Source organism: Streptomyces sp. GS7 (assembly GCF_009834125.1).
Taxonomy (GTDB): Bacteria; Actinomycetota; Actinomycetes; order Streptomycetales; family Streptomycetaceae; genus Streptomyces.
Genome location: NZ_CP047146.1, coordinates 1,276,965 through 1,302,053, shown reverse-complemented (window position 1 = coordinate 1,302,053; position 25,089 = coordinate 1,276,965). Strand labels below are relative to the sequence as shown.

Sequence of the window (25,089 nt, the reverse complement as noted above, 5' to 3'; positions counted from 1 at the left end):
CGGGCACTGAATCGTCCAACCACCTGCCCCTGAATACGGAGAAGCCAGTACATGCGGTATGCCGAGGCGCTCGGGAAGGCCATCGGATGGCTTGAAGAGCCGCGCCGGAAGGGCCTCGTGCTGTATGTCGTGGGTTCACCGGGAGTCGGAAAGTCGCGGCTGCTGGCCGATGTGCAGCAGAGCTTTCCCGCGGCGATCACGGTCGACTGCCGCGGCCGGACCGCGGACAAGGTGGCCGGGGCGGTGCTGGACGGGCTGGGGATCGATGCGACGCGGGCCCATCGCCCCGATCGGCTCTCCGAAGCTCTCGCCCGGCACCGCGGCGACTCGGTGGTCCTGCTGACGAACGCCCAGTGGGCCGGACCCCTGTTCAGTTCCCGCGAGCCGTTCCGCGTGGGGGTCCGCCTCGCCTGGATGCTGGGCGTGGACGGCGGTGACCGGGTACGCGTGGTGGTCGAGTCGGACACCGCTCACCTACGGGTGACGACCCACCGTGACAACGACGTTCTCCTCGAAGCGGATGCACCGTCCGGCGAGGCCCCCGAAGCGGCCATCGGCCGCCTGCTCGACGCCCACCCCGCGCTGGCCGCCCTCGCCGCCGCCGAGACGCGGCAGATCCCGCTCCCGGTCTGGGCTCTGCTGTCCCGGACCCTGGGCGCCCACGCCACGCCCGACGAACTGTCGGCGCTCCTGAGCGCCCTCCCGGACGACGTGGTGGTCACCCACCCTACCGTGTCCCCCGAAGACACCCTGGTGAGCTTCCACACCGACGGTCTCAAGCACCTCGCCCGCGCCGCCCGCCCCAGCACGCCCACCCAACAGCGCGCCCTCGCGGAGGAGCTGCTCACCGCGCTCGCCACCCGCCCGCCGTCCGACCCGGTCCATGCCTACGCCGCACAGGCCCTCGCCCTGCACGCCGCCCTCTCCGGCACCGAACTCCCCGCGCTGCTCGCCAGCGCACCGGCCCTCGCCCACTGCACCCGCTATTCCGTCCTCCAGGCCGTCGCCCACCACTTCCCGGACGGCGTCCCCCAAGGGGGCATCGACGCCGACATCCACTACCTCGAAACCGAGGGGATCGCCCCGGAGGATCAGGGCGAATGGCTCTCCTGGCTCCACTGGGCGGCCACCAACCGCGGCGACACGGCATGGGCGGCGGCCCTCGCCGACGCTGGTATCGCCCTCCCCTGGCGCACCGCCTGGTCGCACCACCGCCCCTACGGCGTCTTCGGACCTGTCCCCGGCGAAACCGGGAAGGTGGACCACCTGTTCCCCGGAGCCCTCGACGGCGTCGGCGCCGTGGCCGGCCAACACCTGCTACCGGTCTTCCGGGACGGCGACTACGTCCTGCCGGAAAGCGACGACCAGGCCGTCGAGCGCGTGTGGAACCTGGCCGACGGCACGGAACTGGCACCCTCGAAGGTGGTCGACCTCTTCTACGACCTGGAGGGCGACCTCGAAGGCGTCGAGGGACGCGGCCGGTTCGAGAGCAGCGGAGACGCCGCCCTCGGCCTCGACGACCGCACTCCCCTCCGCGTCCCCCGCAGCGCCACCGCCAGCTGCACGGCAGACGGCGACCGCTGGGTGCTGGCGGGCCGCGGCGGCCTCTTCGCCCTCGACGTCCTCCGCCCGGCTCCCGACGGCGACGAGGGCACCCCGCTGCCCCGCTGGGCACTCCCGCTCGTCGCCCCGCACACCGCCGCGGCCACCTGGGAGTTCCCGGCAGAGCTCACCGCACCCCTGGGCCCCTCCCCCGCGGCCTTCGCCCAGGCGTTCGGCGCGGACGCCTGCCGCACCCTCGCCGCCGACGCCCTGCCGCCCGGCCTGGACGACATCACTCACCGCTGCCTCACCGAGAACGGCGTCCCCGTCGTCAACGGCCACACCTACCTGGCCACCATCCCGCCCCTCGACGAGACCGGCCTGCCCGCCGCCGACTGGCAGGCCAAGCCCGCCGTCCCCTCCCCCCGGCCCCGGCCCCTTCCACCCCCTCGGCACCTGGATCGGCCACGGCGCCTACCTCGACGCCACGACCGGCCGCATCGTCCAGGACGGCAGCTCCGGCGCCTCCTTCGAACTCGTCGTCGCCAGCGGCCTCCGGCAGTACCTCGCCCTGCTCTGGCTCTACCGGACCTTCGAGACCAGCGCCTTCGCCACCACCGCCGAGCACCGTGACGCCAGGTCCGCCCTCCGACAGTGGGCGTCCCGCATCGACCCGGTCGTCGACGACAGCCACGCCTGGGATGCGGTGCTCTCCGGCTCCATGGAATCCGACCTGATCACCAGCGGCTGGAACCTGCCCGGCCTCAAACCCGCCTGACCAACGCACCCGCAACGGAACGTCCGACATGCCACAAGCAGCTCCCGACCACCCCCGCCACACCACCGAACAGGCCGTAGCCCGCGTCCTCGACTGGTGGGAGCACGGCCGCGACGACGCGGGCCGGGTGCAGCTCGTCGTGGAACGGGACGGCCCGGCGGTCGGCGCCGTGGTGCGGCAGGTGCGCCATGGCGTCCCGGACAGCGTGCTGCTCGACGCCACCGGCAGAACGGCGGAGGAACTGCTCCAGGAGCTGCTGGAGAGCATCGGCGTCCCGGAATCCGCCCGGTCTCCGTGGGATTGGGACGAAGCCGTCGAAGACCTGGGCGAGGACCACCTGGTCCTGATCAGCCACGCCCCGTCCGCCGGTCCCACCCGACGTTCCGCCCAGCCCGAGCAGTTGGTGAGTCAGCTGGCCGCACGGCTGGGTATCACCGACGGCCTCGGTGTGGTCCTCGCCGTACCCGCGGACCGCGCACAGCGGACCGGAAGCGTCACCCTGCGCCTCGACGACGACCCGGCCGAGGCGGGCTCCGGAGCTCCCGCCCCGGCGGACTTCCCGCTCTCCGTCCAGGCCCTCGCGTTCTCGGAGCCCCGGCAGGTCCCGCTCGCCGTGTGGCGCGAGCTGATCACGGCGGCCACCGCCGCCGGCCTCATTGCACCCGCATCCGACGCCGGGCCGCCTGCCGACGACGCCGAACTCTCCTCCCTGGCCCAGCAGTTCACCGACCACCTCCGGTACACGGACGGCCACGTCAGCTTCCTCGACGAGGGCACCGCCGACGCCATCCGACGGGCACACGGCCCGGAACTCCCCGGCGCCGTCGGACGCCACATGGTCACCTGGCTGCGGGAGCGCGCGGCCGACTTCCGGCACCCGGACGGCTGGGCCGCCTCCGGCAGCATCGGCCGCTACGCCGCCGAGGGCATCGCCATGCACGCGGTCCAGGCCGGCCTCTTCGACGAGTTGCTGACCGACGGCACCGTCATCGCCCAGGTCCCCCAGCGCTCCCTCCTCGACGCTGCGCACTGCGCCTACAACGGCTCCCTCCCCGGCGACAACGCCGCCGCCGACGCCGTCCACCTCCAGATGTACGGCCTCGCACAGACCGACCAGCCCACCTGGGCGGCATGGCTCCACCTCATGGCCACCGCCCGCAACGACACCGCGTTCTGCGACGCCATCGAGCGCTCGGGCATCCGACTCCCCTGGCAGACCCTCTGGACCCACTGGCGCCCGCCGGGCGGCTACCACCACACCTACCTCCGCCCCGGCTCGACCGGCAATCTGTTCTCCGTACGGTGGCAGGGCCACCCCGCCGTGCTCTCCGACGGCGGACGCAGCAACGGCATCCGCGTATGGGAACCGGCCTCGGGCGAACTCCTCGCCGGCCCCTGGGCATCAGGCGAGGGCTTTCCCGCCGAGGCCCGGCCCTCCCTCGCCTGGGCCACCGACGACCACAACACCCCCGGCCCGACGGCCCTCCGCGAACTCCGCGGCGCCGCGCCCGCCGCGGACGACTGGGAAGGCGCCCTGGAAGAAATCCTCTTCGTCTCCCTGACCGCCGACGTCCCCGATCCCACCGTCGTCGTGGCCGGAGCCGGCGGCCTCTTCGCCGTACGGCCGCAGCCGGGTGAGAACGCCGCCGGAATGCGCCGCCCCGACGCGACTCCCCTCCTCGGCGCCACCACGGCCGCCGGCCCGGCCACGCCCGCCGACGCCCCCGACCCCTCGCCGCAGGACCTGACCGATCTCCACGGCGCGGAGGCTTGGGTCACCACAGCCCCCGAACACCTCCCCGAAGGCCTCACCGACCCGACCGCCCGCCGCGTCCTCACCGAGACCGGACTCCCCGACATCACCGAGCGCGGACTCCGCTTCGAACCGTCCTACGAGCGCTTCCTGTGGGAGATCCCCTGGCCGGAAGAGCACCCACAACAGCCCGACGAGACAGGCCCGTTCTTCCAGATCGGCATGTGGATGGGCGGCGAAATCCTCATCGACGGTCCGACCGGCCACATCCTGCGCCGCCCCGGCGGCATCGACGACCCCACCACGGAAGGCGGCGTCCTCGTCGCCACCGGCCTGGACAACTTCCTCACCATGGCCGCCCTCTGGCTCACCGGCCGCCGCATCCTCGCCGACATCGACAACAGTGACGACTCCCACCTCCTGCGCCAGCACATCGAAGACGCCCTGTGGACCGTCGACTGGGACGGCGCCGGCGCCGGCGCCTGGACATATCCGCTCCACAACGAGTGACCGTCCCTCGCACAACAGGCATCCGCCGGTGGGCCCTTGGGCCCACCGGCGGATGCCTGTTGCCGCCCGCGGTCCGTCAGCCCCGCGCGTCCGCGATCTGCCGCGACATGATCGTGGTCAGCTCGTACGCCGTGTGCGAGGCGGCGACGGCGGTGATCTCGGCGTGGTCGTAGGCGGGCGCGACCTCGACGACGTCGGCGGAGACGAGGTTGCAGGACGCCAGGCCGCGCAGGATCTCCAGGAGTTCGCGGGAGGTCATGCCGCCCGCCTCCGGCGTGCCCGTGCCCGGGGCGTGGGCCGGGTCGAGGCAGTCGATGTCGATGGAGATGTACAGCGGGCGGTCGCCGATGCGCTGGCGGAGCTGGTCGGCGACCTCGTCGGCGCCGCGGCGGTAGACGTCGGCCGAGGTGACGATGCCGAAGCCCATCTTCTCGTCGTCGGTGAGGTCCTTCTTGCCGTAGAGCGGGCCGCGGGTGCCGACGTGGGAGAGCGCGGAGGTGTCGAGGATGCCCTCCTCCACGGCCCGGCGGAACGGGGTGCCGTGGGTGTACTCGGCGCCGAAGTACGTGTCCCAGGTGTCCAGGTGCGCGTCGAAGTGCAGCAGGGCGACCGGGCCGTGCTTCTTGGCGACGGAGCGGAGGAGGGGCAGGGCGATGGTGTGGTCGCCGCCCAGCGTCATCATGCGGGCGCCGGTGCCGAGGATGTCGTCCGCCGCGGCCTCGACGGTCTCGACCGCCTCGTTGATGTTGAACGGGTTGGCGGCGATGTCGCCGGCGTCCGCGACCTGGGCCAGCGCGAACGGGGAGGCGTCCTGCGCCGGGTTGTAGGGGCGCAGCAGGCGCGACGCCTCGCGGATGGCGTTGCCGCCGAAGCGGGCGCCGGGCCGGTAGGAGACGCCGGAGTCGAAGGGGACACCGACGACGGCGACGTCGGCCCGCCCGCCGACCTCGTCGAGGCGGGGCAGCCGGGCGAAGGTCGCCGGCCCGGCGTAGCGCGGTACACGGGAGGAGTCGACGGGGCCCACGGGCTCGTGCGATGCGGTGGTCATGACGGTGAGGGTAGGGGCGGCCGGGCTCCCGGCACATGGACATGTGCGCGGCGTGGGTGGTTGTCGTTCGACGTTTCGTCCAAGCGGTCCCGGCCGGTGACCGCGCCGGTGACCACTCCGCGGAAGCCCCGGCCGCCGCGGAGCCGTCCGGGCACAATGGCGCTATGCCGATAGCCGCTACGGCCCCCTCGCGTGCCGAACTCATCGACCAGCTCGTCCGGACCCGGATCGCGGGGAACGTCGCCACGCCCCGCGAGAACAACCTCCTTCACTACCGCAGGCTCGCGAACGGCGACCGCCACTACTGGTTCGGCCTGGAGCTGGGCGACCGGTGGACGGACGAGCAGGACGTGCTGGCCGTGATGGCGGAGCGCTGCGGTGTCAGCGACGACCCGCACCACCGGCAGGGCCAGGACACCATCGACCCCGCGCTCACGGTGGACGCGCTGGACCGCGCCGCCACGGTGCTGCGCAAGGCGGCCGCGGACCGGCAGCGGGTGCTGTTCGCCACCGGCCATCCCGGCGGCCTGCTGGACGTGCACCGCGCCACCGCGCAGGCGCTGCGCGAACGGGGCTGCGAGATCGTGGTCGTCCCGGACGGGCTCCGGGCCGACGACGGCATGGTGTTCCAGTTCGGGGACGTGGCGATGCTGGAGCGCGGCGCGACGCTGTGGCACACCCACTCCCCCGAGCCGATGGCCGCGGTCCTCGACGGCCTGGAGCGCGCCGGCCGGCCGCTGCCGGACCTGGTGATGGCCGACCACGGCTGGGCGGGCTGCGCGGGCCGGCGCTCCATCGCCACCATCGGCTTCGCGGACTGCAACGACCCGGCGCTCTTCCTGGCCGAGGCCGAGGGCACGCTGCAGGTGACCGTGCCGCTGGACGACCATGTCGCGAGCCCGCGCCACTACGACCCGTTGACCGCCTATCTGCTGGACGCGGCCGACCTGCTCTGAGCCGCGGGGGGGCACGGTGGTCGTCAGTCGTCCCACGGGACCCGCACGACCCCCTCCTGGATCACCGACACCACCAGCTGCCCGTCGGCGGTGAAGATGCGGCCCTGGCCCAGGCCCCGGCCGGCCTGGGCGGTGGGCGACTCCTGGTCGTAGAGCAGCCACTCGTCGGCGCGCAGCGGGCGGTGGAACCACATCGCGTGGTCCAGGCTCGCGCCGACCACGTCGCCGACCGCCCAGCCGCCGCGGCCGTGCGCCAGCAGGATCGAGTCCAGCAGCGTCATGTCGGAGACGTAGGTGACCAGGCAGACGTCGAGCAGCGGACGGGGGATCTCGCCGGCGTCGTCGAGCTTGCCGTGGGTGCGGAACCAGACCTGGGACCGCGGGTCGCGCGGCTGCCCGACGGTGGCGTAGGGCGGCTCGTCGACGTACCGCAGGTCGATCGCGGCCCGCGCCTCCAGCAGCCGCTCGGCGACGTCCGGGGTGAGGTACCGCCCGGCGTGCCGGGGCAGCACCTCGGCGGCGGTGGGCAGTTCCATCGGGTCCGGCGCGGCCGGCATCGGCTCCTGGTGCTCCAGCGCCGCCGCCTCGTGCGCGTGGAAGGACGCGGTGAGGTGGAAGATCGGCTTGCCGTGCTGGACGGCGACCACCCGGCGGGTGGTGAACGAGCGGCCGTCGCGGATCCGGTCGACGGTGTAGACGATGGGCGCGCCGGGGTCGCCGGGGCGCAGGAAGTAGGCGTGCAGCGAGTGCGGCGGCCGGTCCTCCGGAACGGTCCGGCCGGCCGCGACCAGTGCCTGTGCGGCGACCTGGCCGCCGAAGACCCGGGGGACGACCGAGGCGCGGCTCTGGCCGCGGAAGATGTCCTGCTCGATCCGCTCCAGGTCCAGCAGGTCGAGCAGCGACTTCAGTGCGTCGTTCACGTGCGTGAGGCCCTGACGCCCTTACAGGCCCATGGACTTGGCGATGATGGACTTCATGACCTCGCTGGTGCCGCCGTAGATGCGGTTGACGCGGTTGTCGGCGTAGAGGCGGGCGATCGGGTACTCGTTCATGAAGCCGTAGCCGCCGTGGAGTTGGAGGCAGCGGTCGATGACACGGTGGGCGACCTCGGTGCAGAAGAGCTTCGCGGAGGCGGCCTCGGCGGCGGTCAGCTCGCCGGCGTCCAGGGCCTCCAGCGCGCGGTCGGCGACGGCCTCGGCGGCGTCCACCTCGGCCTGGCAGCCGGCCAGTTCGAACTTGGTGTTCTGGAAGGAGGCGACGGTCTTGCCGAAGACGGTGCGCTCCTGCACGTACTGCTGGGCGAACCGGACGGCGGCCTTGGCCTGCGCGTAGGCGCCGAAGGCGATGCCCCAGCGCTCGGAGGGCAGGTTCCGGCCGAGGTAGGAGAAGCCCTTGTTCTCCTCGCCGAGCAGGTCCTCGACGGGCACCTTGACGTCGACGAAGGCCAGCTCGGCGGTGTCGGAGACCTTCAGGCCGAGCTTGTCGAGCTTGCGGCCGACGGAGTAGCCCTCGGACGTCGTGTCGACGGCGAAGAGGGAGATGCCGTGGCGGCGGTCGTCCTCGCGCGGCGCGGAGGTGCGGGCGCAGACGATGACGCGGTCGGCGTGCACGCCGCCGGTGATGAAGGTCTTGGAGCCGTTGAGGACGTAGTGGGTGCCGTCGGCGGAGAGCTTGGCGGTGGTCTTCATGCCGGCGAGGTCGGAGCCGGTGCCCGGCTCGGTCATCGCCAGGGCCCACATCTCCTCGCCGGAGACGAACGGGGGCAGGTAGCGCTTCTTCTGCTCCTCGGTGGCGAGCATCTCGATGTACGGCAGGCCGAGCAGCACGTGGACGCCGGAGCCGCCGAAGGTGACGCCGGCGCGGGCGGTCTCCTCGTACATCACGGCCTCGAACTTGTGCGAGTCGATGCCGGCGCCGCCGTACTCCTCGGGGACGCGGATGCCGAAGACGCCCAGCTCGGCGAGCTTGTAGTAGAAGTCCCGGGGCACCTGGCCGGCGGCGTACCAGTCGTCGTAGACCGGTACGACCTCGGCCTCGATGAAGGCGCGTATGGTCTCCCGGAACGCCTCGTGATCCTCGTTGAACACCGTCCGGCGCATGCCCTCGGCCTCCTTCACCACCGTGCTCGGCTAAGCGTTTGCTCAGCGAAAGCTACCCGCGGGTCACTGAAGCTGTCCAGAGGCGGGATCCGCCGCTATCCGACGGCGGGGACCGCCTGCGCCGGCTCCTCCTCCACCGCCCCGAACGCCCCGAGCGCCAGCCGGTGCAGCAGCCGCGCCATCTCCGTACGGCCGGGCAGCGCCCCCGGCCGGCCGAGGTGCGGGGTGGAGTTCAGCAGCCCGAAGACCGCGTGCACCGCCGCCCGCGCCTGGGACTCCGAGGGCCCGGGGTGGACCCGGCGGACGACCTCCACCCACAGCTCCACGTACTGCCGCTGGAGCTGCCGCACCCGCTTGCGGTCGGCCTCCCGCAGCCGGTCCAGCTCGCGGTCGTGCAGGGTGATCAGCGGGCGGTCGTCCAGCGCGAAGTCGATGTGCCCGTCGATCAGCGCGTCCAGCACCGCCTCGGGGCTGTCGCCGCCCTCCGCGACCCGCATCCGGCCGCCGGCCAGCAGCCGCTCACTGATCCCCACCAGCAGCTCGGCGAGCATCGCGTCCTTGCCGGCGAAGTGCCGGTAGAGGCCGGGCCCCGAGATGCCCACGGCCGCCCCTATCTCGTCCACGCCGACGCCGTGGAACCCGCGCTCCGCGAAGAGCCGGGCGGCCTCCTTGAGGATCTGCTCGCGGCGGCTGGTCGGGGCGGGGGCGTGCGTATTACTCATGCCGTCGATTGTAGACAGCCGGGTTAGTGCTCGTTAACCTGAAGGAAATGAGGTTAACGCCCATTAACCCGCCCGGCCCCGGCGCACACCCCGCGGGCGCCCGGCGGGCAGCTGACCGAGCAAGGGGGCTCATGGCAATGGACGGCATCGAGCAGGCACCGGTGCTGGGGAGTGCCGCCGATCCGGCGTCCGACTCCTGGCGGGCCAACGAGGCCGCGCACCGCGAGCTGGCCGCCCGGCTGCGCGAGAAGCTCGCCGCGGCCCGCCTGGGCGGCGGCGAGAAGGCCCGCTCACGGCACACGGCACGCGGCAAGCTGCTGCCCCGCGACCGGGTGGACGCCCTGCTGGACCCCGGCTCGCCGTTCCTGGAGCTGGCGCCGCTGGCCGCGGACGGGATGTACGGCGGGGACGCGCCGGCCGCCGGGGTGATCGCCGGGATCGGCCGGGTGAGCGGCCGGGAGACCGTCATCGTCGCCAACGACGCGACGGTCAAGGGCGGTACGTACTACCCGATGACGGTCAAGAAGCACCTGCGCGCCCAGGAGGTCGCGCTGGAGAACCGCCTCCCGTGCCTCTACCTCGTCGACTCCGGCGGCGCCTTCCTGCCCAAGCAGGACGAGGTCTTCCCCGACCGCGAGCACTTCGGGCGGATCTTCTACAACCAGGCGCGGATGTCCGGCGCCGGGATCCCGCAGATCGCCGCCGTCCTCGGCTCCTGCACGGCGGGCGGCGCCTACGTCCCCGCCATGAGCGACGAGGCGGTGATCGTCCGCGACCAGGGCACGATCTTCCTGGGCGGCCCGCCGCTGGTGAAGGCGGCCACCGGCGAGGTGGTCACCGCCGAGGAGCTGGGCGGCGGCGAGGTGCACTCCCGGACCTCCGGGGTCACCGACCACCTCGCCGAGGACGACGCGCACGCGCTGCGCATCGTGCGCACCATCGTGTCCACCCTCGGCGACCGCGCCCCGCTCCCCTGGTCCGTACGGCCCGTCGAGGAGCCCAAGGTGGACCCGGCCGGGCTCTACGGCGCGGTGCCCGCGGACTCCCGTACTCCCTACGACGTCCGCGAGGTGATCGCCCGGCTCGTCGACGGCTCCCGCTTCGCCGAGTTCAAGGCGGAGTACGGCACGACCCTGGTGACCGGCTTCGCCCGCCTGCACGGCCACCCGGTCGGCGTGATCGCCAACAACGGCATCCTGTTCTCCGAATCCGCCCAGAAGGGCGCCCACTTCATCGAGCTGTGCGACCAGCGCGGCATCCCGCTGCTCTTCCTCCAGAACATCTCCGGCTTCATGGTCGGCCGCGACTACGAGGCGGGCGGCATCGCCAAGCACGGCGCCAAGATGGTCACGGCCGTGGCCTGCGCCCGGGTCCCCAAGCTGACCGTCGTCATCGGCGGCTCCTACGGCGCGGGCAACTACTCGATGTGCGGCCGGGCCTACTCCCCCCGCTTCCTGTGGATGTGGCCCAACGCCAAGATCTCCGTGATGGGCGGCGAGCAGGCCGCCTCCGTCCTCGCGACCGTCAAGCGCGACCAGCTGGAGGCGCGCGGCGAGGAGTGGAGCGCCGCGGACGAGGACGCCTTCAAGGCGCCGATCCGCGAGCAGTACGAGACCCAGGGCAACGCCTACTACGCGACCGCGCGGCTGTGGGACGACGGGGTCATCGACCCGCTGGAGACCCGCCAGGTCCTGGGCCTGGCGCTGACCGCCTGCGCCAACGCCCCGCTTCCCCAACGGGACAGCGCGGCGTCGGGCTTCGGCGTCTTCCGGATGTGAGAGGACCTATGACCACCTTCGACACCGGCCGCTTCGACACCGTCCTGGTCGCCAACCGCGCGGAGATCGCGGTCCGCGTCATCCGCACGCTGCGCGCGCTGGGCATCCGCTCGGTGGCCGTCTACAGCGACGCGGACGCCGACGCCCGGCACGTCCGCGAGGCCGACACGGCGGTACGGATCGGCCCGGCCCCCGCCGCCGACAGCTATCTGTCGGTGGACCGGCTGCTGGACGCCGCCGTCCGCACCGGCGCCCAGGCCGTCCACCCCGGCTACGGCTTCCTCGCCGAGAACGCCTCCTTCGCGCGCGCCTGCGCCGCCGCCGGGCTGGTCTTCATCGGGCCGCCCGCCGACGCCATCGCCCTCATGGGCGACAAGATCCGCGCCAAGGAGACGGTGCGCACGGCCGGCGTCCCGGTCGTCCCCGGCTCCTCCGGCAGCGGCCTGGACGACGGGCAACTGGCCGCCGCCGCACGGGAGATCGGCACCCCGGTCCTCCTCAAGCCGTCCGCCGGGGGCGGCGGCAAGGGCATGCGGCTGGTCCGGGACACGGCCCTGCTGGCCGACGAGATCGCCGCCGCCCGCCGCGAGGCCCGCGCCTCCTTCGGCGACGACACGCTGCTCGTGGAGCGCTGGATCGACCGCCCCCGGCACATCGAGATCCAGGTCCTGGCCGACGGCCACGGCACCGTCCTGCACCTCGGCGAGCGCGAGTGCTCCCTCCAGCGGCGCCACCAGAAGATCATCGAGGAGGCCCCGTCGGTCCTGCTGGACGACGCCACCCGCGCCGCGATGGGCGCGGCGGCCGTCCAGGCGGCCCGCTCCTGCGGCTACCGGGGCGCCGGCACGGTCGAGTTCATCGTCCCCGGCAAGGACCCGTCCTCGTACTTCTTCATGGAGATGAACACCCGCCTCCAGGTGGAGCACCCGGTCACCGAACTGGTCACCGGCCTCGACCTGGTGGAGTGGCAGGTGCGGATCGCCGCCGGCGAGCGCCTGCCGTTCACCCAGGAGGACATCACGCTCACCGGGCACGCCGTGGAGGCCCGGATCTGCGCCGAGGACCCGGCCCGCGACTTCCTGCCGACCGGTGGCACGGTGCTCGCCCTGCACGAGGTCAACGGCGCATGGGACTTCCCCCTGCCCCAGGGGAGCCCCGGACCCGGCGCGGTCCGCACCGACTCCGGCCTCTCGCAGGGCGCGGAGGTCGGCAGCCGCTACGACCCGATGCTCTCCAAGGTCATCGCGCACGGCCCGGACCGCGCCAGTGCCCTGCGTACGCTGCGCGCCGCGCTGGCCGCCACCGTCACGCTCGGGGTGACCACCAACGCCGGGTTCCTGCGCCGCCTGCTGGCCCACCCGGACGTGGTCTCCGGCGACCTGGACACCGGGCTGGTGGAGCGGGTGGCGGCCGACCTGGTCGACGGCACGGTGCCGGACGCGGTGTACGCGGCGGCCGGCGCGGTCCGGCAGGCCGCGCTGGAGCCGTCGGTGTCCGAGGGCGGCTGGCGCGACCCGTTCGCCGCCCCCACCGGCTTCCGGCTCGGCGGCGAGCCCGCGCCGGTCCGCCACTGGCTGCGCGTCCCCGGCCACGACCCCGTCGCGTACGACGTCCGGCCCGGTGCCCCCGAGGACATCCGGGAGGTCACCGCGGACCGGGTCCGGATCACCGTGGACGGCGTACTGCACACCTTCCACCGCAGCGGCGACTGGCTGGGCCGGGACGGCGACTCCTGGCACGTCACCCCGTACGACCCGGTGGCCGAGGCACTGCGCGGCGCCGCCGGGGCACACGGCGCGGACACCCTCGCCGCCCCGATGCCGGGCACCGTCACCGTCGTCAAGGTGGCCGTCGGCGACGACGTGGTCGCGGGCCAGGGGCTGCTGGTGGTGGAGGCGATGAAGATGGAGCACGTCATCTCCGCGCCGCACGCCGGGACCGTCACCGAGCTGGACGTCACCGCGGGCGCCACCGTCGCCATGGACCAGGTCCTGGCGGTGGTCGCCCCGCACGAGAGCGCCACGGACGCCGGGGACGCCGGGGACGCTTCCCCGCGCACGGACGAGGAGGACGCGTCATGACCGCGCCCGGACTGCCCATGGCGGTGCAGGCGGAGGGCCTGCCCACCCGCGTACGGATCCACGAGGTCGGCGCCCGCGACGGGCTGCAGAACGAGTCGGCGGTGATCCCCACCGGGATCAAGGCCGAGTTCATCCACCGGCTGGCCGCCGCCGGGCTGCCGCTGGTGGAGGCGACCAGCTTCGTCCACCCCAAGTGGGTGCCCCAACTCGCCGACGCCGAGCAGCTGTTCCCGATGCTCGACGATCTCGACCCGCACCGGCTCCCGGTGCTGGTGCCCAACGAGCGCGGCCTGGAGCGGGCGCTGGCGCTGGGCGCCCGCCGGATCGCGGTGTTCGGCAGCGCCACCGAGTCGTTCGCCAAGGCCAACCTCAACCGCACGGTCGACGAGGCACTGGCGATGTTCGCCCCGGTCGTCCAGCGCGCCCGGGACGAGAAGGTCCACGTCCGCGGCTACCTCTCCATGTGCTTCGGCGACCCCTGGGAGGGCCCGGTGCCCATCGCCCAGGTCGTCCGGGTCTGCCGCGCGCTGCTCGACCTGGGCTGCGACGAGCTGAGCCTGGGCGACACCATCGGCGTCGCCACCCCCGGCCACGTCCAGCACCTGCTCGCCGCCCTCAACGAGGCGGGCGTGCCCACCTCCCGGCTGGGCGTCCACTTCCACGACACCTACGGGCAGGCCCTCGCCAACACCTTCGCCGCGCTCCAGCACGGCGTCACCACCGTCGACGCCTCGGCGGGCGGCCTCGGCGGCTGCCCGTACGCCAAGAGCGCCACCGGCAACCTCGCCACCGAAGACCTCGTGTGGATGCTGCACGGCCTCGGCATCGAGACCGGCGTCGACCTGGACCGACTGACCGAGACCAGCGTCTGGCTGGCCGGAGTCCTGGGCCGCCCCAGCCCTTCGCGCACCGTCCGCGCACGCGTGCAGCCCGCACAGTCCCCCAAGGAGTGACCATGTCCCTGGACCACCGCCTGCCCGCCGAGCTGGAAGAACTCCGGCGCACGGTCGAGGCGTTCGCGCACGACGTCGTCGCCCCGCAGATCGGCGACTACTACGAGCAGCACACCTTCCCCTACGACATCGTCCGCCAGATGGGCCAGATGGGCCTGTTCGGCCTGCCGTTCCCCGAGGAGTACGGCGGGATGGGCGGCGACTACCTGGCCCTCGGCATCGCCCTGGAGGAACTGGCCCGCGTCGACTCCTCGGTGGCCATCACCCTGGAAGCCGGCGTCTCGCTCGGTGCCATGCCGATCTACCGCTTCGGCACCGAGGAGCAGAAGCGCGCCTGGCTGCCGAAGCTGTGCTCCGGCGAGCTGCTGGGCGCCTTCGGCCTCACCGAGCCGGACGGCGGCTCGGACGCCGGCGCCACCCGCACCACCGCGGTCCGCGACGGCGACACCTGGGTGATCAACGGCAGCAAGTGCTTCATCACCAACTCCGGTACGGACATCACCGGCCTGGTGACGGTCACCGCGGTCACCGGCCGCACCCCGGACGGCGCCCCGCAGATCTCCTCGATCATCATCCCGGCCGGCACCCCCGGCTTCACGGTCGCCGCCCCGTACTCCAAGGTCGGCTGGAACGCCTCCGACACCCGCGAACTGTCCTTCTCCGACGTCCGCGTCCCGGCCGCCAACCTCCTGGGCGAGGAGGGCCGCGGCTATGCCCAGTTCCTGCGCATCCTCGACGAGGGCCGGATCGCCATCGCGGCGCTGGCCACCGGCCTCGCCCAGGGCTGCGTCGACGAGTCGGTGCGGTACGCCAAGGAGCGGCACGCCTTCGGCCGCCCCATCGGCGCCAACCAGGCCATCCAGTTCAAGCTCGCCGACATGGAGATGCGCGCCCACACCTCCCGGCTGGCCTGGCGCGACGCCGCCTCCCGCCTCGTCCTGGGCGAGCCGTTCAAGAAGGAGGCGGCGCTCGCCAAGCTCTACTCCTCCGAGATCGCGGTGGACAACGCCCGCGAGGCCACCCAGATCCACGGCGGCTACGGCTTCATGAACGAGTACCCGGTCGCCCGGATGTGGCGGGACGCCAAGATCCTGGAGATCGGCGAGGGCACCAGCGAGGTCCAACGGATGTTGATCGCACGGGAGTTGGGGTTCTAGGGGCGACGCCTCTTCTAGGGGCTGCCCCTCGGGGGCGGGCGAACAGATCCCGTAAGGGGTGTCAGCGCCCCCTGTGGGCCACAACGTGGCGGGGCCGGGAGGTATTTCCCGGCCCCGCCACGTGGCTTTCTAGGCGGAGAGCGAGGCCGGCGTCACGAGCCGAGCGCGTTCATAGAGGTCCCGTGCGGCATGATTCCCGAGATGGGGTCGGATGAGCTTGAACATGGTTTGCATGCGTTGATCCGCCCGTCCTGACTGGACCAAAGGGTAGTCATCCAGCGCGAGATGCCATGTCGCGCATGCGGCTTCCAGGTGGCCGACTTCCAGTTGACGCTCGGCCAGGGTAGCGCGGTGGCGTACGCGGGCGCGCCGATAGACGCTGTAGCGCACCCGGTCCGATTCCTGCATGGCTTTGATGGAGCCGGGAACATCACCGAGTTCGTACCGGACCTGGCTGATGTGGTAATTCAAGGCTGACGGATCGTACGAGCCGAACGCCTTGCCCCTGGATTCTGCCTTGTCCATGGCCACTTCGGCCTCTCGTAGGTACGTCAGCGCACTGTTGCTCCCGCCGATCTGCGCGTACGCGTGTGCCTGCTGCCCGGCAAGGAAAGCCCGCATCCGTGGACCGGCTTGGGGAGAAGCGGCAGCGGCAGCATCGGCGAGCCGTCGCGCCTCCCTGCCGTGCCCTAGATCAACAGCCTGAACGCTCATCCCGCGCAGCGTCGTGCAGTACGTCAGGTGATCCTCTGCCGCTCCGGCAAGTTCCAACGCCTTCAGGTAATACTGCTGTGCAAGGCCGTGGACGCCTTCGTCCACCGCCATATATCCGGTGAGGTAGCTCAGGTCCGCGGCAGCCGACAACATGGATTTCCGTACGGGTTCGGAGGCATCCGCCCTCAGGTACGGAGCTACCGTGTTCACCAGGAACGCCGCGGCCATCGGGCGAGCATGACGTCCACCAAATTGGTCATCCAGCTCCGACACTTTCTCGGTCATAGCAATGACCATGTCGACCTCTGGCATACCGATGCGCCGGTTCCGGCCAGTTTGGGCAGCTTCCAATCGGCCTACCACGTCCGGCCAATTGGGCACGGTCAGCGCTACGGAAAAGAGACTTATACCGAGGATGCTGCGGCGTGAAGGGTCCACATCTCCCCTGCCGAGATCAATCAGCCCTTCGACCGTGCCCGGAGCGGCGTCCGAGCCCCCGGCAGGGACCGGGAACCCGGCTTCCGCATGGGTGACCGGACGTCCCAGCTTCCGCGCCAGCGCCTCCAAGACCAACGGCCTGACCGTCTCCTTGGGCATCTGCCCCTGACGCCACTGATGGGCCGACGGCTCGCGGTACCGGAGCGGGGTTCCTCTCTCGGTACCGATGCGGTTCACGGCCTGGACGAACTGCCGCAGCGTCCAGCCGGTCTCCCGATAAAGGCGTTCAAGGCGCCGGTTCGGCTCCCGTGTACCCACCGACCTCAACTCCTCATTCCGTAGGAGTGCTTAAAGCTCTTAAAAGCCGCTGCCAGTCCAACGGTACCGCCGGCTGTAGCGGACCGGTTGCCTAGAGCGAGGACGTGCCCTCCTCGCGCGACAGCCGCTGCGAGGTTGGCGAGACAACGAGAGGACCCCCGCGACCGTGGCGGACGGCCCGGGGGCATGGCCATCAACTACAAGGGAGTTGACAACATGACTCACGCTACAGCGCGGTTCTTAATCCCGCTGCTGCGGCTGACGTTCCCCGCGCGGGGGCGACGGCGGGCGTTGTGGTGCGCGGTGCACGGGGTCGGTGCCGGGCCGCGCCGGATTCACGGCGTGGAGGTGGTGGGCTGATGCCCCGCAGGTGCCGCACCGTTCACCTGATGGACCCGGTTCCGGCGCCGGACCCCGAGCCGGTTGACGGCTGCGACGTGTGCGGGGCTCTGGCCCGGCAGCGTGCACAAGCGCGTGCCGTCAGAGACCTGACGAAGGTGATCGACTGCAACATCGAGATCCATCGCCACCCTCATGCGAAGCGGGAGGGCCGATGACGACCGAGACACGCCCGGAGAGCCAGGCTGCCATCGTCGCCTACCGGGATCTTCAACTCGCCCTGAACGAAACGAAGCTGGCGTTCCCGGAGTTCACGTTTGGCGACACCTCCGGCGGAGAACTCCGGATCAACCTGGGTCGCGTCGGCATCCGTACGGCCGCGATGCCGGCCCGCGTACTGAAGGCGACACGCTGACGTGCCCCGGCCCCCATCTCCAATGCCGGGGGTGCTACGGGCGTGGTTGGACAGCAGCGGAGGTTCTCCGCGTGGAGCCGTGCCTCCGGGGTGTCACCGCGGTGGCCCCGCAGGGGTGCCGGGCGTGCCGGCGGAGCGGGTTCTTCTGCAAGGCGCACCCACCATGCGAAGGGTTTCACGAGCCGGGCACACCCACGCTTCTCGCCCACGCGCTGCCCCCGGTATGAACTCCCCTTCATTGACACACGCGTGACAACACGCCAGGGAGCAGGGCGTCACGCACTTCGCCCACGGCATCACTGCGGGCCGGGGGCGACGCGGCAGGCCCGGGAGATATTCCGGGCCCGCCGCGCGTGCGTCACCTCAACGGTGCCCGCCACTCCTTCACAGCGGCCAGTCGTCGACCGGGTCGTCCAGCCATGCGCGTTGCCCGTCGCGAGTGACGGTCAGGCCGAACCGGTCGTGGTCGGGTCGGTCGTTCTCGACCCACCAGCGGTAGGCGGTCTCTGCCTCGTCCCAGAGTCGCCGGCAGCCGTGCTGCCAGACCCGTGCCACCACACCGTCGCGGAACTGCACGCAGGCCCACGACCGGTCGGCGAGGCCGTAGAGCCACACGGGCCGTGCTCCGTCCCGCTTCTCGGCCACGACTTGGAGGCAGTGCGGCACGCGCAGACCCAACGCGAAGCGGTGGGCGCTGAACGGCTCGCCGACGAACGCCTCTTCCGTGAGGCCGGTGGAGGTCTCTTCGCCGTCGGCCACGCTGCCGGGGACGTACGCGCGATGTGTGACCGGCGGGAGCCGCTGGGAACGGAGTTTCATGAACTCCACCGGCCCGGTGAACCGCCCCGTTGCGCTCTTGCCGTCGCGGGCGACTTCCAGACGGGCCACGGCGTCGCCGTTGCTGTAGTGGGTACCCCAAGGGCTGACGATGATCCCGCCCGGTCGACACTGCCGCACCCAGGTGTAGGGGATGGATCGCAGACCGCATGTTGCGGTGATCCGGTCGTACGGCGCTCCTTGCTCGTAGCCTGCGAAGCCGTCGCCGTGCACGACGCGAACACCCAGGCCGAACCGCTCCAACGCCGCACCGGCGGCCGTGGACACCGCCTCGTCCACCTCGACCGTGACCACGTTCTCCGGGCCGACGCGGTGGGCCAGGAGGGCTGCGTTCCAGCCTGTGCCGGTGCCGATCTCCAGAACGCGATGTCCTCGGCGGAGGTCCAGATCCCGGAGCATGCGGAACACCACGGACGGCATCGATGCGGAGCTGGTGGAGACCCTTCCGGGTTCCGTGCCGGAGTGGTCGCCGTCGTCCCACTGCGTGACGATCGGACAGTCCGCGTCGGCGTACGCCTGCCATGCCTCCGGATCGTCCGCACGGGAGACGGCCACGCTCTTCCCGGCTGCCATGTTCCACGGCCAGATGAGGTCCGGCAGGAAGGCGGATCGGGGGACCGCTGCGAATGTGGGAGCCCAGTCGGCGGCCAGGGCCCCGCCGGCCATGAGGGCGCGCCCCAGCTCGGTGCGGCCGGGGCGTCCCTGGTCTGCATCCGTCATGTTCAGGCTGCCTTGGGCGGGTTGGGAACGCCGGGCCCGCCGTCGGGGGTCGGCGCCGGGTGGGGGCCAGGGTAGGGCTCGCCGGGGAGTTTGTCGCCGCCGCTGTTGCCGAGAACGCTGAACACCGTGGTTCCTTCTTGTGGTTCGGTGGGTGACCGGCCGCCCGGCTGCCACTGTCCTCCAACCGGCCCGGGACCGGATCCGCGATCTGCTGGCGACGTAGGGAGACACGGAGAGAATGACCACCATCGCCGTAACCGGCCACATGGACCTCACCGACAACACCGTGCCTCTGGTGCAAGAGGAACTGCGGAGCCTGCTGCACGAGCACCGACGTGAGTTGGTGGGCGTCACCTGCCTCGCACGCGGCTCGGACACGCTGTTCGCCGAGGCCGTGGTTGAGGCCGGCGGTCGGCTGATCGTCGTCCTGCCCTCGCGGGACTACCGGCAGGCCAAGGTCAAGCCCGACCACGCCCCCTCCTTCGACCGCCTCGCCGCCGTGGCGGAAGTGGTGACCCTGCCGTACGACACGGCCAACCGCGAGGCATACGAGGCGGCGAACGGAGAACTGCTCAGGCGCGCCGACCGCCTGGTAGCCGTCTGGGACGGCGCGCCCCCTTCCGGGAAGGGAGGCGGCACGGCGGACACCGTCGAGCAGGCACGCAGCGCCGGCGTACCGGTGGACGTTGTCTGGCCGAGCGGCGCCCGGCGTGGGACATAGGGGGCGGGCGAACAGATCCCGTAGGGGATGCGGGCACCCCCTGTAGCCCACAACGCGGCGGGCCCGCGCGGTAATTCCCGCGGCCCGCCACGCGGTGCGTCACCTCACCGCCCCGGCCACGGCACCTCCGCCGCCCGGTAGTAGTCGATGCCCTGCGCGTCCCAGCGCGGCCCCTGGGCGGCCAGCCGCACCTTGTAGGCGTCCCAGTCGTGCGTACGGGCCGGGGACCAGCCCAGTTCGGCGATGCCGGGGAGCCGGGGGAAGGCCATGTACTCGATGTTCGCGGAGGTGGTGAGCGTCTCCGACCAGAGGGACCCCTCGACGCCGAGCACGGAGGCCGGCGGTGCGTCCTTCAGGTAGCCGCCGGGGTCCCAGTCGTAGGCGCGCCGGACGTTCACGTAGCCGGCCCAGTTCAGGCCGAGCGGGGTGTCCTTGTCGTACTTCATGTCGAGGTAGGCGCGGTCGGCGGGCGACAGGACGAGCCGGGTGCCGTTCCGGGCGGCGTCGGTGACCTGCTTGCGCTCGGCCGGGCCGGTGGCGTCGTAGCCCCAGTACTGGGCGACGGCGCCCTTGGCGGGGTGCGCCCCGGTCAGCTGGTGCCAGCCGATCACGGTCTTGCCGTACTTGGCGACCATCGGCTGCACCCGGTCCATGAAGGCGACGTAGTCCGCGTGGCTGGTGGCGTGCGCCTCGTCACCGCCGATGTGGAGGTAGGGGCCGGGGGTGAGCGCCGCGATCTCCCGGATGACGTCGGCGGCGAAGTCGTACGTCTCCTTCTTGGGCACGCACAGCGAGCTGAAGCCGACGTTGGTGCCGGTGTAGAGCGGCGGTGCCACGCCGTTGCAGTTCAGCTGGGCGTACGAGGCCAGCGCGGCGTTGCTGTGGCCGGGCATGTCGAGTTCCGGGACCACCGTCAGGTAGCGGCTCGCGGCGTAGCGGACGATCTCGCGGTAGTCGTCCTTGGTGTAGTAGCCGCCGCGCCCGCCGCCGACCTGGGTGCTGCCGCCGTAGGTCGCAAGGCGCGGCCAGGACGCGATGGCGATCCGCCAGCCCTGGTCGTCGGAGAGGTGCAGATGCAGCGTGTTGATCTTGTAGGCCGCCAGCTGGTCGATATAGCGCTTGACCTGGCCGACGGTGAAGAAGTGCCGCGAGACGTCCAGCATCGCGCCGCGGTAGGCGTAGCGCGGGGTGTCCGCGATCGCGCCGCCGGCGATCCGCCAGGGGCCGGGCTGCGGGGTGTGCTTCTCCACCGCGGCGGGCAGCAGCTGGCGCAGCGTCTGGACGCCGTGGAAGAGGCCGGCGGGGTGGGCCGCGCTGATGGTGACCGCTCGGCCGCCGGAGGTCAGCCGGTAGCCCTCCGCGCCGAGCCCCCGGGCGTCCCGGCCGCCGAGCCGCAGGACGATGCCGTCCCGGCCGCCCTCGGAGGTGACCGGCAGCCGGAAGCCGGTGGCGGGCCGCAGCAGCCCGGCCAGATAGCCGGCGATCCGCCGGGCCTCGCCGGAGCCGCCGGGCACCCGGATCCGGGTCCGTTCGCCGATCGTGTAGGCGCCCTGGGCGGGGCGTACGGAGGCCGGGGCGGGGATCACCCGGTCCAGCGGAGCGGCGGCCGGGGCCGCGGCTCCGGCCCGCGGGACGGCGGCGGTCACCGTCCCGGCCGCCGCGACCAGCAGTAACGAGATCAGCAGTCTGCGTCGTCTCATGGGTGATCCCTTCGGCGAGCTTCGTCAGCGGCACGTTTCTGCACAGCGGCGCATCGGCACGGCATGGAGCGACCGAACGGTGACCATGCGTACCGCGCGCCCCGGACCCGGTCAAGGTGTAGACCAGTATCCGCCCGCTATGTCGGCGACCTGCCCGATACCGGGCAGATTTCTTGCGAATCTCCGCGCCGACCTTCAGTATCGACGGGTGCTCGAACGCCGTCCGTCCCACGAGGACCTCATCGACCACCTGGTACGCAGCACGCCGCTACAGCGCGGCGAGGCGGCCCGGGTGGTGCTGGACGTGCTCGCGTACTTCGACGAGACCACGGAGGGGTTCGTCCGCCGCAGACACCGCGAGCTGCAGTCCCAGGGGCTGCGGAACGAGGCGATCTTCGAGCGGATCTCCCACGAGCTGCCGCACCGCGCCGTGTCCCCTCCACCCCTCTCGATACGCCAGCTGCGCCGCCTCGTCTACGGCTGAGCGGCGGGCCCACAGGGCCCCGCGGACGGGCGGGCACCCGTGAACGATCGACAAGACGCTCAACAAGAAGGGTCACCGTATGTGCGGGATCGTCGGATACATCGGCAAGCGCGACGTCGCTCCGCTGCTCCTTGAGGGCCTTCAGCGCCTGGAGTACCGCGGCTACGACTCGGCCGGCATCGCCATCCACGCCAAGGGCACCGGCAAGGCCGCGGGCGGTCTGAAGACCGCCAAGGCCAAGGGCCGCGTCCGGGAGCTGGAGTCCCGCCTGCCGAAGCGCTTCGCCGGATCCACCGGCATCGCGCACACCCGCTGGGCCACCCACGGCGCCCCCACCGACGAGAACGCCCACCCGCACCTCGACACCGAGGGCAAGGTCGCGCTCGTCCACAACGGCATCATCGACAACGCCGCCGAGCTGCGCGCCCGGCTGACCGCCGAGGGCGTCGTGTTCGCCTCCGAGACCGACACCGAGGTGCTGACCCACCTCATCGGCCGCTCCACCGCCCCGACGCTGGAGGAGAAGGTCCGCGAGGCGCTCCGCCACATCGAGGGCACCTACGGCATCGCCGTCCTGCACGCCGACTTCGCCGACCGCATCGTCGTCGCCCGCAACGGCTCCCCGGTCGTCCTGGGCATCGGCGAGCACGAGATGTTCGTCTCCTCCGACGTCGCCGCGCTGGTCTCGCACACCCGCCAGGTCGTCACCCTGGACGACGGCGAGATGGCCACCCTCAAGGCCGACGACTACCGCACGTACACCACCGAGGGCTCCCGTACGACGGCGACGCCGGAGACCGTCGAGTACGCGGCCGAGTCGTACGACCTGGGCGGCCACGACACGTACATGCACAAGGAGATCTCCGAGCAGGCGGAGGCGGTGGACCGGGCGCTGCGCGGCCGGATCGACGACCGCTTCTCCACCGTCCACCTCGGCGGCCTGAACCTCGACGCCCGCGAGGCGCGCGGGGTGCGCCGGGTCAAGATCCTGGGCTGCGGCACCTCGTACCACGCGGGCCAGATCGGCGCCCAGATGATCGAGGAGCTGGCCCGTATCCCCTCGGACGCCGAGCCGGCCTCCGAGTTCCGCTACCGCAACCCGGTCGTGGACCCCGACACCCTCTACGTCGCCGTCTCCCAGTCCGGTGAGACCTACGACGTGCTGGCCGCCGTCCAGGAGCTCAAGCGCAAGGGCGCGCGGGTCCTGGGCCTGGTCAACGTGGTCGGCTCGGCGATCGCCCGGGAGACCGACGGCGGCATCTACGTGCACGCCGGCCCCGAGGTCTGCGTGGTCTCCACCAAGTGCTTCACCAACATGGTGGTCTCCTTCGCACTGCTCGCCCTGCACCTGGGCCGGATCCGCGACCTGTCCGTCGCGGACGGCAAGCGGATCATCGAGGGCCTGCGCAAGCTGCCCGGCCAGATCGACGAGATCCTCAAGGGCGAGGAGGAGATCAAGAAGCTGTCGGCGCAGTACGCGGACGCCAAGTCGATGATGTTCGTCGGCCGGGTCCGCGGCTACCCGGTGGCCCGCGAGGCGTCCCTCAAGCTCAAGGAGGTCTCGTACATCCACGCCGAGGCGTACCCGGCCTCGGAGCTCAAGCACGGTCCGCTGGCCCTCATCGAGCCCGCGATGCCCACCGTGGCGATCGTGCCGAACGACGAGCTGCTGGAGAAGAACCGCGCCGCGATGGAGGAGATCAAGGCCCGCAGCGGCCGGATCCTCGCCGTCGCCCACGAGGAGCAGGAGAAGGCCGACCACACCATCGTCGTGCCGAAGAACGAGCCCGAGCTGGACCCGATCCTGATGGGTATTCCGCTCCAACTCCTCGCCTACCACACGGCGTTGGCCCTGGGCCGGGACATCGACAAGCCGCGTAACCTCGCGAAGTCGGTCACGGTGGAGTAGTTCCCCCCTTCGGAAATCCACCCTCTTCCGTCGAACGAGGCGCTTTCCACCGAAGCGGCAATCGAGCAACCCCCACGGCGAGAAACCGCCTCCGCGAAAGCGCGCGGCGGTTCAGCCGCAAAAGAAGAACAGGCGGCGGCTTCGCGCGAGCCACCATGCGCGCGAAGCCGCCGCCTCCCCTTTGCCGGCGTCGCCCATTACGCCGGCAGGATGCCGCCGCCCCGAGATCCGTCACCTCCCGGCCGGCAGCACGCCGTTGTGACCGTTTTCTACCCATCACAAGCGCACAACCAACCTCGGAGGGCCAGCCGGACTCCGCCTTGCCCACAATCCCCATGACGCCCCCTCAACTGTGGTGACGCCGAGGAGAACCGATCACGCGGCCGTCCCCGCAGGGGAGTTCACACACGGCGCGGCACCCGGGCCGCGTCAGGGAACGACCATCACGGAATGACCATCACGGGCCGCTGCGCGCGCCGCGCCAGCCGGCCGGCGACCGAGCCGAAGATCCGGCCCACGATGCCGTGCGTGGAGCCCACCACGATGGCGTCGGCCTCGTACTCCCGGCCGACCTCCTCCAACTCGTGGCAGATGTCGCCGCCGCGCTCGACGAGGATCCAGGGGACCTCGGAGAGATGGTCTGCGCACGCGAGTTCCAGCCCGAGCACTTCGGTGCGGTGGTCGGGTACGTCCACGAAGACCGGCGGCTCGCAGCCCGCCCAGACCGTCGTCGGCAGCCGGTTGGCCACATGGACGATGATCAACCCGGAGCCGAGGCGCCGGGCCATACCGATTGCATACGCCAACGCGCGTTCGCTCGACATGGAGCCGTCGAAGCCCACCACGACGCCGTGCCGGAAGGCGGGATCGCAGGAATGGCGCTTCTGTTCCGCCGCTTCGAGGTCCGCCATCGGATCGGCGACCTGCTTGCGGTCCGCGGGTTCAGGGGTTTCGTGACCGGCCATGGGTGTCTCGGCGAGAACGTCCTCTAGCGGAGGGGCGAACGGGAACGGCGATTGACTTGATCCGGCAGTTGACCGAACGACTCGGCCAAGGAGCAGGAGCCATAGTTCAAAGGGGAACGATACGACTGGGAATCATCTTTCCAAGCCGATAC

Annotated in this window: 21 protein-coding genes; 12 read left to right on the top strand and 9 right to left on the bottom strand. The window is 71.7% G+C overall.

Going from position 1 to position 25,089, the window contains the following annotated elements; translation table 11 throughout:
- Positions 1-51: 51 nt before the first annotated feature.
- On the top strand, positions 52-2,175 hold the full coding sequence (locus GR130_RS05530; RefSeq protein ID WP_159503661.1) for an ATP-binding protein: 2,124 nt from the start codon (positions 52-54) through the stop codon (positions 2,173-2,175).
- Positions 2,176-2,348: 173 nt separating this feature from the next.
- Complete coding sequence (locus tag GR130_RS05525; RefSeq protein WP_159503660.1) at positions 2,349-4,583, top strand: SUKH-4 family immunity protein; 2,235 nt, start codon at positions 2,349-2,351, stop codon at positions 4,581-4,583.
- A gap of 76 nt (positions 4,584-4,659) precedes the next feature.
- Here GR130_RS05525 and speB read toward each other — a convergent pair whose 3' ends face one another.
- Complete coding sequence (gene speB / locus GR130_RS05520; RefSeq protein WP_159503659.1) at positions 4,660-5,631, bottom strand: agmatinase; 972 nt, start codon at positions 5,629-5,631, stop codon at positions 4,660-4,662.
- Positions 5,632-5,795: 164 nt separating this feature from the next.
- Between speB and GR130_RS05515 the strand changes: the two genes are divergently transcribed.
- The gene (locus GR130_RS05515) at positions 5,796-6,587 is read left to right on the top strand and encodes a phosphatase (RefSeq protein ID WP_159503658.1); all 792 of its coding nucleotides are present in this window, start codon (positions 5,796-5,798) and stop codon (positions 6,585-6,587) included.
- A 23-nt stretch (positions 6,588-6,610) separates the two neighbouring features.
- Here GR130_RS05515 and GR130_RS05510 read toward each other — a convergent pair whose 3' ends face one another.
- The 3 genes from GR130_RS05510 to GR130_RS05500 form a co-directional block, all read right to left on the bottom strand.
- Positions 6,611-7,507 (bottom strand): acyl-CoA thioesterase, encoded by an 897-nt coding sequence (locus GR130_RS05510; protein WP_159503657.1) that lies wholly within the window; start codon positions 7,505-7,507, stop codon positions 6,611-6,613.
- A gap of 21 nt (positions 7,508-7,528) precedes the next feature.
- Positions 7,529-8,686 (bottom strand): acyl-CoA dehydrogenase family protein, encoded by a 1,158-nt coding sequence (locus GR130_RS05505; protein WP_159503656.1) that lies wholly within the window; start codon positions 8,684-8,686, stop codon positions 7,529-7,531.
- A gap of 95 nt (positions 8,687-8,781) precedes the next feature.
- The gene (locus GR130_RS05500) at positions 8,782-9,408 is read right to left on the bottom strand and encodes an SACE_7040 family transcriptional regulator (RefSeq protein ID WP_159503655.1); all 627 of its coding nucleotides are present in this window, start codon (positions 9,406-9,408) and stop codon (positions 8,782-8,784) included.
- A gap of 131 nt (positions 9,409-9,539) precedes the next feature.
- On the opposite strand from GR130_RS05500, the gene GR130_RS05495 reads away from it, so the two are divergent.
- Genes GR130_RS05495 through GR130_RS05480 form a run of 4 tightly spaced genes read left to right on the top strand, consistent with a single transcriptional unit; the run spans position 9,540 to position 15,377 of the window.
- On the top strand, positions 9,540-11,186 hold the full coding sequence (locus GR130_RS05495) for a carboxyl transferase domain-containing protein (protein WP_201304802.1): 1,647 nt from the start codon (positions 9,540-9,542) through the stop codon (positions 11,184-11,186).
- Between the two features lie 8 nt (positions 11,187-11,194).
- On the top strand, positions 11,195-13,267 hold the full coding sequence (locus tag GR130_RS05490; protein ID WP_159503654.1) for an acetyl/propionyl/methylcrotonyl-CoA carboxylase subunit alpha: 2,073 nt from the start codon (positions 11,195-11,197) through the stop codon (positions 13,265-13,267).
- Entirely contained in the window at positions 13,264-14,220 is a 957-nt protein-coding gene (locus tag GR130_RS05485) for a hydroxymethylglutaryl-CoA lyase (protein WP_159503653.1), read from the top strand. The genes GR130_RS05490 and GR130_RS05485 overlap by 4 nt, the downstream gene beginning before the upstream one ends.
- Positions 14,221-14,222: 2 nt before the next feature.
- Positions 14,223-15,377, top strand: a complete 1,155-nt coding sequence (locus tag GR130_RS05480; protein WP_201304801.1) for an acyl-CoA dehydrogenase family protein — start codon at positions 14,223-14,225, stop codon at positions 15,375-15,377.
- 129 nt (positions 15,378-15,506) lie between these two features.
- On the opposite strand, the gene GR130_RS05475 is transcribed toward GR130_RS05480, so the two are convergent.
- Positions 15,507-16,847: a tetratricopeptide repeat protein gene (locus GR130_RS05475; RefSeq protein WP_201304800.1), complete on the bottom strand. Its 1,341-nt coding sequence runs from the start codon at positions 16,845-16,847 to the stop codon at positions 15,507-15,509.
- A 216-nt stretch (positions 16,848-17,063) separates the two neighbouring features.
- Between GR130_RS05475 and GR130_RS39665 the strand changes: the two genes are divergently transcribed.
- Together GR130_RS39665 and GR130_RS05465 are read left to right on the top strand one after the other, a co-directional pair.
- Positions 17,064-17,207, top strand: a complete 144-nt coding sequence (locus tag GR130_RS39665) for a hypothetical protein (protein ID WP_201304799.1) — start codon at positions 17,064-17,066, stop codon at positions 17,205-17,207.
- A gap of 193 nt (positions 17,208-17,400) precedes the next feature.
- Positions 17,401-17,601 carry a hypothetical protein gene (locus GR130_RS05465; RefSeq protein ID WP_159503651.1) on the top strand — a complete coding sequence of 67 codons (201 nt, stop codon included), beginning with the start codon at positions 17,401-17,403 and terminating at the stop codon, positions 17,599-17,601.
- Positions 17,602-17,985: 384 nt separating this feature from the next.
- Here GR130_RS05465 and GR130_RS05460 read toward each other — a convergent pair whose 3' ends face one another.
- Both GR130_RS05460 and GR130_RS41270 read right to left on the bottom strand, forming a co-directional pair.
- Positions 17,986-19,158 carry a methyltransferase domain-containing protein gene (locus GR130_RS05460; protein ID WP_159503650.1) on the bottom strand — a complete coding sequence of 391 codons (1,173 nt, stop codon included), beginning with the start codon at positions 19,156-19,158 and terminating at the stop codon, positions 17,986-17,988.
- Between the two features lie 2 nt (positions 19,159-19,160).
- On the bottom strand, positions 19,161-19,283 hold the full coding sequence (locus tag GR130_RS41270; RefSeq protein ID WP_268977860.1) for a hypothetical protein: 123 nt from the start codon (positions 19,281-19,283) through the stop codon (positions 19,161-19,163).
- Positions 19,284-19,396: 113 nt separating this feature from the next.
- Here GR130_RS41270 and GR130_RS05455 point away from each other — a divergent pair, with 113 nt between their 5' ends.
- Positions 19,397-19,879, top strand: a complete 483-nt coding sequence (locus tag GR130_RS05455; protein ID WP_159503649.1) for a hypothetical protein — start codon at positions 19,397-19,399, stop codon at positions 19,877-19,879.
- A 104-nt stretch (positions 19,880-19,983) separates the two neighbouring features.
- Here the strand turns inward: GR130_RS05455 and GR130_RS05450 are convergent, their stop codons facing one another.
- Positions 19,984-21,579, bottom strand: a complete 1,596-nt coding sequence (locus GR130_RS05450; RefSeq protein WP_159503648.1) for a beta-N-acetylhexosaminidase — start codon at positions 21,577-21,579, stop codon at positions 19,984-19,986.
- 208 nt (positions 21,580-21,787) lie between these two features.
- Here GR130_RS05450 and GR130_RS05445 point away from each other — a divergent pair, with 208 nt between their 5' ends.
- The gene (locus GR130_RS05445) at positions 21,788-22,063 is read left to right on the top strand and encodes a hypothetical protein (RefSeq protein ID WP_043264447.1); all 276 of its coding nucleotides are present in this window, start codon (positions 21,788-21,790) and stop codon (positions 22,061-22,063) included.
- Positions 22,064-22,142: 79 nt separating this feature from the next.
- Positions 22,143-23,972: a glutamine--fructose-6-phosphate transaminase (isomerizing) gene (glmS, locus tag GR130_RS05440; protein WP_159503647.1), complete on the top strand. Its 1,830-nt coding sequence runs from the start codon at positions 22,143-22,145 to the stop codon at positions 23,970-23,972.
- Positions 23,973-24,415: 443 nt separating this feature from the next.
- On the opposite strand, the gene GR130_RS05435 is transcribed toward glmS, so the two are convergent.
- Positions 24,416-24,937, bottom strand: coding sequence for a universal stress protein (locus GR130_RS05435; protein ID WP_159503646.1), 522 nt, complete (start codon positions 24,935-24,937; stop codon positions 24,416-24,418).
- Positions 24,938-25,089 lie beyond the last annotated feature (152 nt).

Bases quoted from the DNA above. Each gene is read 5' to 3' on its own strand.
- GR130_RS05530 (WP_159503661.1), top strand. From the start codon at position 52: ATGCGGTATGCCGAGGCGCTCGGGAAGGCCATCGGATGGCTTGAAGAG.
- GR130_RS05525 (WP_159503660.1), top strand. From the start codon at position 2,349: ATGCCACAAGCAGCTCCCGACCACCCCCGCCACACCACCGAACAGGCC.
- speB (WP_159503659.1), bottom strand. From the start codon at position 5,631: ATGACCACCGCATCGCACGAGCCCGTGGGCCCCGTCGACTCCTCCCGT.
- GR130_RS05515 (WP_159503658.1), top strand. From the start codon at position 5,796: ATGCCGATAGCCGCTACGGCCCCCTCGCGTGCCGAACTCATCGACCAG.
- GR130_RS05505 (WP_159503656.1), bottom strand. From the start codon at position 8,686: ATGCGCCGGACGGTGTTCAACGAGGATCACGAGGCGTTCCGGGAGACC.
- GR130_RS05500 (WP_159503655.1), bottom strand. From the start codon at position 9,408: ATGAGTAATACGCACGCCCCCGCCCCGACCAGCCGCCGCGAGCAGATC.
- GR130_RS05495 (WP_201304802.1), top strand. From the start codon at position 9,540: ATGGCAATGGACGGCATCGAGCAGGCACCGGTGCTGGGGAGTGCCGCC.
- GR130_RS05490 (WP_159503654.1), top strand. From the start codon at position 11,195: ATGACCACCTTCGACACCGGCCGCTTCGACACCGTCCTGGTCGCCAAC.
- GR130_RS05485 (WP_159503653.1), top strand. From the start codon at position 13,264: ATGACCGCGCCCGGACTGCCCATGGCGGTGCAGGCGGAGGGCCTGCCC.
- GR130_RS05480 (WP_201304801.1), top strand. From the start codon at position 14,223: ATGTCCCTGGACCACCGCCTGCCCGCCGAGCTGGAAGAACTCCGGCGC.
- GR130_RS39665 (WP_201304799.1), top strand. From the start codon at position 17,064: ATGACTCACGCTACAGCGCGGTTCTTAATCCCGCTGCTGCGGCTGACG.
- GR130_RS05465 (WP_159503651.1), top strand. From the start codon at position 17,401: ATGACGACCGAGACACGCCCGGAGAGCCAGGCTGCCATCGTCGCCTAC.
- GR130_RS05460 (WP_159503650.1), bottom strand. From the start codon at position 19,158: ATGACGGATGCAGACCAGGGACGCCCCGGCCGCACCGAGCTGGGGCGC.
- GR130_RS05455 (WP_159503649.1), top strand. From the start codon at position 19,397: ATGACCACCATCGCCGTAACCGGCCACATGGACCTCACCGACAACACC.
- GR130_RS05450 (WP_159503648.1), bottom strand. From the start codon at position 21,579: ATGAGACGACGCAGACTGCTGATCTCGTTACTGCTGGTCGCGGCGGCC.
- glmS (WP_159503647.1), top strand. From the start codon at position 22,143: ATGTGCGGGATCGTCGGATACATCGGCAAGCGCGACGTCGCTCCGCTG.
- GR130_RS05435 (WP_159503646.1), bottom strand. From the start codon at position 24,937: ATGGCCGGTCACGAAACCCCTGAACCCGCGGACCGCAAGCAGGTCGCC.